Source organism: Acinetobacter guerrae, from assembly GCF_009372255.1.
Lineage (GTDB): Bacteria > Pseudomonadota > Gammaproteobacteria > Pseudomonadales > Moraxellaceae > Acinetobacter > Acinetobacter guerrae.
Map to the genome: position 1 here is coordinate 1 of NZ_LXGN01000013.1, position 6407 is coordinate 6407.

The window sequence follows — 6407 nt, forward strand, 5'->3', positions numbered from 1 at the left end:
GAGTATGTCTCGTAAAGGTAAATGTTTGGACAATGCATCAATGGAAAATTTCTTTGGAATACTCAAATCAGAGTGCTTCTATGGTGAAAAATTTAATTCAGTTGAAGAATTGGAACAAACCGTGAAAGAATATATTCACTATTACAATCATGAAAGAATCAAGGTTAAATTAAAAGGACTAAGCCCTGTAGAGTACAGAACTCAGTCCTTAAAAGCTGCTTAATCAAACCGTCCAACTTTCGGGGGTCAGATCAAAATGGTGACTTTTTTCGTTGCTATATCAATGGATTATCAATGTGAAAAAGCTGTAGATCTTCTAATCGATAAGCAATCAACTGATTGCCCCACACAGCTCCCCCATCAACATTTTGAATCTGAGGGTTTATTTTTCTTCCCTGTAAGGCAGCCCAATGCCCAAACACGATTTGATGTGTTTGAGTCGCTATACTCTCAAATTCAAACCAAGGACGAAAACCCTCTGGCATAGGCGCTGTCAGTTCATCCTTAAAACTAAACTCTAAACGCCCTTCCGCATTGGTTAAACGCATACGAGTCAAATAATTAGTAATCGCTCGTAAACGTGACATTCCTGTCAACTCATCTGACCACAAAGTAGGTTCTTCACCATACATTTCTGCTAAGAATGCATCAAGTTGATTTAAATCATCATGCCCAACCTGTGCCTGTACTTCTTGTGCCAATTGAGCTGTTTTATTGGCTGTCCAGATACAAGGAATACCTGCATGGGTCAAAATAGTCTGTTCATTTGGAAATAAACACAATGGCTGACGACGCAACCAGTCAATTAATTCATCTCCATCAATCGCGTCAAAAACTTGTTGTGTATGATCTTTGGTTTTGACTTTTTTAAAGCCACGTGCAGTCGCAATCAAAGTAAGATCATGATTACCTAAAACCGTATAAGCTGCACCTCTTTCTGCCAGCTTTTTTACAAAACGTAAAGTACCGACTGAATTTTCACCACGTGCAACCAAATCACCAGCAAACCAGATAACATCTTGATCTGGATCAAAACGTATTTCTTTGAGTAATGCTTTTAGCGCTTCAAAGCACCCCTGTACATCACCTATCACATAGTTATAACGCTTAGACATGAGCAACTAACCCGCCATATGATCAGACAAAGCAACAAATTGTGCGAGAGTTAAGGTTTCTGGACGCGCCATCGGATCTACGCCCGCTTTTTCAAAACCATCTTCACTCAGCATTCCTTTCAAACTATTTCTCAAGGTTTTACGACGTTGGGTAAACACATGTCCAACCAAACGCGATAATGCTTTTTCATCTTTAGCCACGATTGGTTTTTGTATATACGGAACCAAACGAAAGACAGCACTGGTGACTTTCGGGGGCGGATTAAATGCACCCGCAGGGACTTCAAATAAGAACGTTGGCTGACAATAATACTGAATCATTACTGACAAACGTCCATATTCTTTAGTATTTGGAGCGGCGGTAATACGTTCCACCACTTCTTTTTGCAGCATAAAGTGCATATCTTTGACTTTATCGCCAAATTCTAAAAGGTGGAATAATAAAGGCGTTGAAATATTATAAGGCAAGTTACCAACGACTCGTAGTGGGCGACCATCCTGCGCTAATTGACTAAAATCATACTTTAGCGCATCTGCCTCAACAATCGTCAAACGCTCTGGATGAGGTACTCGCTCTGGCAAACCCGCTGCCAAATCACGGTCTAACTCCACCACAGTCAAAGCATCACACTCACCGATCAATGGCGAAGTAAGTGCAGCTAAACCTGGACCAATTTCAACAATATTTTCACCCGGACGCGGATTGACTGATCGTACAATCTTGGCAATCACGCGTTGATCATGCAAAAAGTTCTGACCAAAACGCTTACGAGCTTTATGCCCTTCATCTTTAGGGTTTAGGGCATTAATTTGATACATAGAAACGTTCCAACATAAATCAATTATTGACGCGCTAGATCTAGCGCCAGATCAACCGCAACATTCAAGCTTGAACTTTTAGCCAAACCTGTACCTGCCAATGACAGGGCAGTACCATGATCGACCGAAGTTCGAATGAATGGTAAACCCAATGTAATATTAATGGCTTCACCAAAGCCCTGTGATTTTAACACAGGTAAACCCTGATCGTGATACATCGCCAAAACTGCATCTGCATCCTTTAAATGTTCAGGCGTAAATAAGGTATCAGCAGGCAGGCTTAAGCTTATCTTGACATCTTGTTGACGATAACTTTCAAGAACAGGATTAATGATCTCTATTTCTTCACGTCCCAAATAACCATCTTCACCAGCATGAGGATTTAACCCGCAGACTAAAACTCGCGGCTGCGCAATCTTAAATTTGTTTTTTAGATCATGCAGTAAAATATCAATGACCTGATGTAAACGCTCAGGCGTAATCGCATCTGCAACTGCACGTAAGGGCAAATGTGTGGTTGCTAAAGCTACTCGAAGAGTTTTGGTTGCAAGCATCATCACCACGCGCGCAACCCCTGCAAACTCTTGATAAAATTCGGTATGGCCACTAAAAGCAATGCCTGCATCATTCATCACGGACTTTTGTACGGGCGCGGTTGCCACACCAACACTTTTTCCCGTCATTGCATATTCAGCAGAACGTCTAAGCTGTTCGATGACATAAATAGCATTTTTAGGATTTAATTCACCCGCAATCACTTGCGTCTGTAACGGAACATGTTCGATATAAAGCTGACCTTTTTCACTTGAAACCGCCTGACCATTATATTCAATCAACTCAACATCTATTGCCAATTGTCTAGCACGGAGTTGAAGTAAATCTTGATCAACCAAAACCACAAGTGGTCGTTCATCAACTCGCTCTGCAAGGCTTAAACAAATGTCTGGACCAATTCCCGCAGGTTCACCACTCGTGATATATAAAGGACGTGCCATCGAATCCCGCTCGTTTTAATTTTCATCTAACGCAGTATATTCAATTTTAGCATCCAGTCGGGTAAAATAATGGGGTTTAAATTCGATTATTTCTTGTGAATTCGCAAGGATTCGTTTAGAATCTCGTCTCCTTTTGTTTGGACAGATTCCACCGTCCAAACCAACTATAATAGGTAGTGGTAATGAAAACTCTCAGCGCTAAGCCAGCTGAAGTTCAACACGACTGGTACGTTGTTGATGCTTCTGGCAAAACTTTAGGTCGTCTTGCGACTGAAATCGCTCGTCGTTTACGCGGTAAGCACAAGACTTCTTATACTCCTCACGTTGATACTGGCGACTACATCGTTGTAATCAATGCTGAACAAGTTCAAGTGACTGGTAACAAAGCACTTGATAAAAAATACTATCGCCACACTGAATTCCCAGGCGGTTTAAAAGAAACTAATTTTGAAAAATTAGTTGCTCACAAACCTGAAGAAATCTTCCAACGCGCTGTGAAAGGCATGTTGCCAAAAGGCCCTCTTGGTTATGCAATGATCAAGAAGATGAAAGTGTACGCTGGTAGCGAGCATCCTCATACTGCTCAACAGCCACAAGTTTTGGACGTCTAAGGGATAAAGCACATGGCAACTAATTATGGTACAGGTCGCCGTAAGACCGCAACTGCACGTGTTTTCTTATCAGCTGGTACTGGTAAACTCGTTATCAATAACCGCACTTTAGAGCAATATTTCGGTCGTGAAACTGCTCAAATGGTTGTTCGTCAACCACTTGAATTGTTAGAAGCAACTGGAAAATATGACCTTTATATCACTGTTAAAGGTGGTGGTATCGGTGGTCAAGCTGGTGCAATCCGTCACGGTATTACTCGTGCATTGATCGCATCTGACGAAACTTTAAAACCAGTTCTTCGTCAAGCTGGCTTCGTTACTCGTGATGCACGTGAAGTTGAACGTAAGAAACTTGGTTTACGTAAAGCACGTAAACGTCCTCAATTCTCTAAACGTTAATTCGTTTTTCGAGTTGGACGAAAACCCTGGACTTTCCAGGGTTTTTTTATATCGTTTAATTGACGATAGATATTAAAAAATTCACATTGAATATAGACGAAAACACAAGCAACTCGTGATTTTGACTCGTATTTTTAGTATGCTAATCGATTGGCTAGTCTGTGTCTTGATTTATGGCGTTAGAAAACAATTCCCCTGTACAGGGTATAACACTCTACAGTGAAGCAGATGATTTTCGCTCACACTGGATTCGTTTTTTGCTCGCAGAAAAACAAATAAAATATCATCTAATTTTAGTCGACCATGAAGATGAAGACCTTGCTAGTTTGAATCCTTATAACCAACTTCCGACGTTACTGGAAAATGATTTAAAACTATTCTCAACTGCGATTATTTCCGAATATATCGATGATCGATATCGACAAAACAAGCTTTATGCTGATGCACCAAGCGCACGCGCTGAACAACGTCAATATATCTGGCGATTTGAGCAGGATTGGTTTAAACAAGCAGATATCATGCTAAAACATGCCGATACGTTAGATATTATTCAAAAAAATCAAACCCAAAAAGAGTTTAAAAATACCTTAATTTCTCTTTCCCCTTTATTTCAGCATTTTCCGTATTTTATGTCGGAAAATTTTGGGATTCTGGACTGCATGATTGCCCCTATGTTCCTTCGATTAAAAAGTATGGGGATAGAATTACCACTCCAGCAGTCCCGCCCTTTATTACTCTATTGTAATCGTGTGTTTAGTCGTCCTGCTTTTGTTAAATCCATGACACAACAGGAAAAAACACGCTATAGTGCCTTAGTAAATCGTTAAGTGAGTTTATCATGACAAATCAGGAAATAGATTTAAGCCCCACTCGCCCTTACATGGCTCGTGCAATTTATGAATGGATCTGTGATAACCAGCTTACACCACATTTATTAGTCGATGCTACCCAGCCTTACACCTCTGTTCCAGAACAATTCGTAAAAGATGGACAAATCGTTCTAAATATTGCCCCACATGCGGTCCACCAATTCCAAATGAGCAACGATGCTATTAGTTTCTCAGCTCGCTTCGGTGGGGTTGCACGCGATATTTATGTCCCCATTTCAGCTTTAATGGGAATTTATGCACGGGAAAATGGGCAAGGATTATTCTTTGATCCAGACGAATATGCCAATGTGCAAATAGCAGAAGATACTTTAAAATCAAATACTCAAAACGAAGTTGAACCAGAAACACCTAAGAAAAAACCAACTTTACGATTATTAGATTAAATTTACGGAGTATTCGATGGCTTTTGATTTAGTACATTATTTTGCTGAGCAGACCGCAATTCAAAAGCCTCAGCTATTTTCACAATATTCTCGTGAAAAACGTAGCCATTATATTTTTGAACTCAATGCATTAGCTTTGGGAAAGACTATTCAATTGTGGCGTGAAGATGAAAGCAAACTTTACCAAGAAATTCATCACATTGATCCATTGTATCTGCAAGGTATAGCTCGTCATCTTGTTACTTCTTCAAATAATCAGTCTGAATTGGCTTCCAAAGAACTAGAAACAGGGTTAATGGAGGTTTTAGCACTTCAGTTTACTGAAATTAAGCAACTAGATGATACTGGCAATTTTGGTCAAAATGGATTGAGAGAACTATTAACTGGGCAAGTAGAGCATTTATCAGGGCAAGCAGATGACTGGGTTTGGTCAACAAGTCAACTTACCGAACTTATCGGGACTAAACCTCAACGATCAGAAGAGATATCATTAGACGAAACCATGAAGGAGTTCAATCAAATGGTCAATACAGCACAAACCCCTGCTACCACAGATCACCACATAACTATTGAAGTTCAGGAATCTGCAATTCCTAGTTGGTCTAAAGTTATTGCACCTTTAGTTGCACTCGCCATTTTAGTATTTCTATACTGCCAATATATTCAGTTAATCCATTAAGTTAAATCGATAAATAAGAGAGTAAAATCTCTCTTATTTATATAGAGATTTATTAACCACTAGAGCTATAGAACAGACCAATAAAAATCGAATCATTTCCCGAATTTTACTTTTGTAATCTTTGAATAATAATATTATTTAGTTTTACGTTGATATCCTAAAACTTTTATTAAAAATATTCATGTAAAACATTCTTTATATAGATACTTAGCATGTGGTTATAATGAACATGTATAAGTAATTTCAGACACTCGAAAATAATTTTTTAGAAAACTTTATTAAGAATAACCTAAAAACCATATCTTTGATCATATTAATTCTGATTTAGACATAACGTAATCCAAATGATATAGCATCTTTTAATGAGGCAATTCTCAAGGAACTTGAAGTCAATTAATTTATATCAGTTCGATAAAATTAAACGCATTGGAATGTGATCTGTAACTGTCTGAACCCAGACTAATTTTTCAAATTTTTTATCACTTAGAATTTTACGCCAGTTTGTATGGGTCATTA

General features: G+C 38.9%; 9 protein-coding genes. 6 read left to right on the forward strand and 3 right to left on the reverse strand.

The genetic code is table 11. The features are described 5' to 3' along the window. The coding region (locus A7A69_RS08545) for an IS3 family transposase (RefSeq protein ID WP_152877030.1) at nucleotides 1-223 on the forward strand (223 nt) is incomplete at its 5' end. Nucleotides 224-275: 52 nt separating this feature from the next. Here A7A69_RS08545 and A7A69_RS08550 read toward each other — a convergent pair. From A7A69_RS08550 to pdxA, 3 genes are read right to left on the reverse strand one after another with little or no spacing between them, the layout of a single operon-like run. Then, complete coding sequence (locus A7A69_RS08550; protein ID WP_152877032.1) at nucleotides 276-1115, reverse strand: symmetrical bis(5'-nucleosyl)-tetraphosphatase; 840 nt, start codon at nucleotides 1113-1115, stop codon at nucleotides 276-278. Between the two features lie 6 nt (nucleotides 1116-1121). Further along, nucleotides 1122-1934 carry a 16S rRNA (adenine(1518)-N(6)/adenine(1519)-N(6))-dimethyltransferase RsmA gene (rsmA, locus tag A7A69_RS08555; RefSeq protein WP_120368521.1) on the reverse strand — a complete coding sequence of 271 codons (813 nt, stop codon included), beginning with the start codon at nucleotides 1932-1934 and terminating at the stop codon, nucleotides 1122-1124. A gap of 23 nt (nucleotides 1935-1957) precedes the next feature. After that, nucleotides 1958-2929, reverse strand: a complete 972-nt coding sequence (pdxA, locus tag A7A69_RS08560; RefSeq protein WP_152877034.1) for a 4-hydroxythreonine-4-phosphate dehydrogenase PdxA — start codon at nucleotides 2927-2929, stop codon at nucleotides 1958-1960. A 182-nt stretch (nucleotides 2930-3111) separates the two neighbouring features. Here pdxA and rplM point away from each other — a divergent pair, with 182 nt between their 5' ends. The 5 genes from rplM to A7A69_RS08585 all read left to right on the forward strand — a co-directional run bounded on the left by rplM (nucleotide 3112) and on the right by A7A69_RS08585 (nucleotide 5891). After that, nucleotides 3112-3540: a 50S ribosomal protein L13 gene (gene rplM / locus A7A69_RS08565; RefSeq protein ID WP_120368519.1), complete on the forward strand. Its 429-nt coding sequence runs from the start codon at nucleotides 3112-3114 to the stop codon at nucleotides 3538-3540. A gap of 12 nt (nucleotides 3541-3552) precedes the next feature. Continuing rightward, complete coding sequence (gene rpsI / locus A7A69_RS08570; protein ID WP_120368518.1) at nucleotides 3553-3939, forward strand: 30S ribosomal protein S9; 387 nt, start codon at nucleotides 3553-3555, stop codon at nucleotides 3937-3939. A 173-nt stretch (nucleotides 3940-4112) separates the two neighbouring features. Further along, nucleotides 4113-4766: a glutathione S-transferase N-terminal domain-containing protein gene (locus A7A69_RS08575; RefSeq protein WP_120368517.1), complete on the forward strand. Its 654-nt coding sequence runs from the start codon at nucleotides 4113-4115 to the stop codon at nucleotides 4764-4766. A gap of 11 nt (nucleotides 4767-4777) precedes the next feature. Next, complete coding sequence (locus A7A69_RS08580; RefSeq protein ID WP_152877036.1) at nucleotides 4778-5212, forward strand: ClpXP protease specificity-enhancing factor; 435 nt, start codon at nucleotides 4778-4780, stop codon at nucleotides 5210-5212. 16 nt (nucleotides 5213-5228) lie between these two features. Beyond that, nucleotides 5229-5891: a hypothetical protein gene (locus tag A7A69_RS08585; protein ID WP_152877038.1), complete on the forward strand. Its 663-nt coding sequence runs from the start codon at nucleotides 5229-5231 to the stop codon at nucleotides 5889-5891. Nucleotides 5892-6407 lie beyond the last annotated feature (516 nt).

What these genes read in the sequence shown, in the direction of transcription:
- rplM (WP_120368519.1), top strand. Translation starts at nt 3,112, where the DNA reads ATGAAAACTCTCAGCGCTAAGCCAGCTGAAGTTCAACACGACTGGTAC.
- A7A69_RS08575 (WP_120368517.1), top strand. Translation starts at nt 4,113, where the DNA reads ATGGCGTTAGAAAACAATTCCCCTGTACAGGGTATAACACTCTACAGT.
- A7A69_RS08550 (WP_152877032.1), bottom strand. Translation starts at nt 1,115, where the DNA reads ATGTCTAAGCGTTATAACTATGTGATAGGTGATGTACAGGGGTGCTTT.
- pdxA (WP_152877034.1), bottom strand. Translation starts at nt 2,929, where the DNA reads ATGGCACGTCCTTTATATATCACGAGTGGTGAACCTGCGGGAATTGGT.
- rpsI (WP_120368518.1), top strand. Translation starts at nt 3,553, where the DNA reads ATGGCAACTAATTATGGTACAGGTCGCCGTAAGACCGCAACTGCACGT.
- A7A69_RS08585 (WP_152877038.1), top strand. Translation starts at nt 5,229, where the DNA reads ATGGCTTTTGATTTAGTACATTATTTTGCTGAGCAGACCGCAATTCAA.
- A7A69_RS08580 (WP_152877036.1), top strand. Translation starts at nt 4,778, where the DNA reads ATGACAAATCAGGAAATAGATTTAAGCCCCACTCGCCCTTACATGGCT.
- rsmA (WP_120368521.1), bottom strand. Translation starts at nt 1,934, where the DNA reads ATGTATCAAATTAATGCCCTAAACCCTAAAGATGAAGGGCATAAAGCT.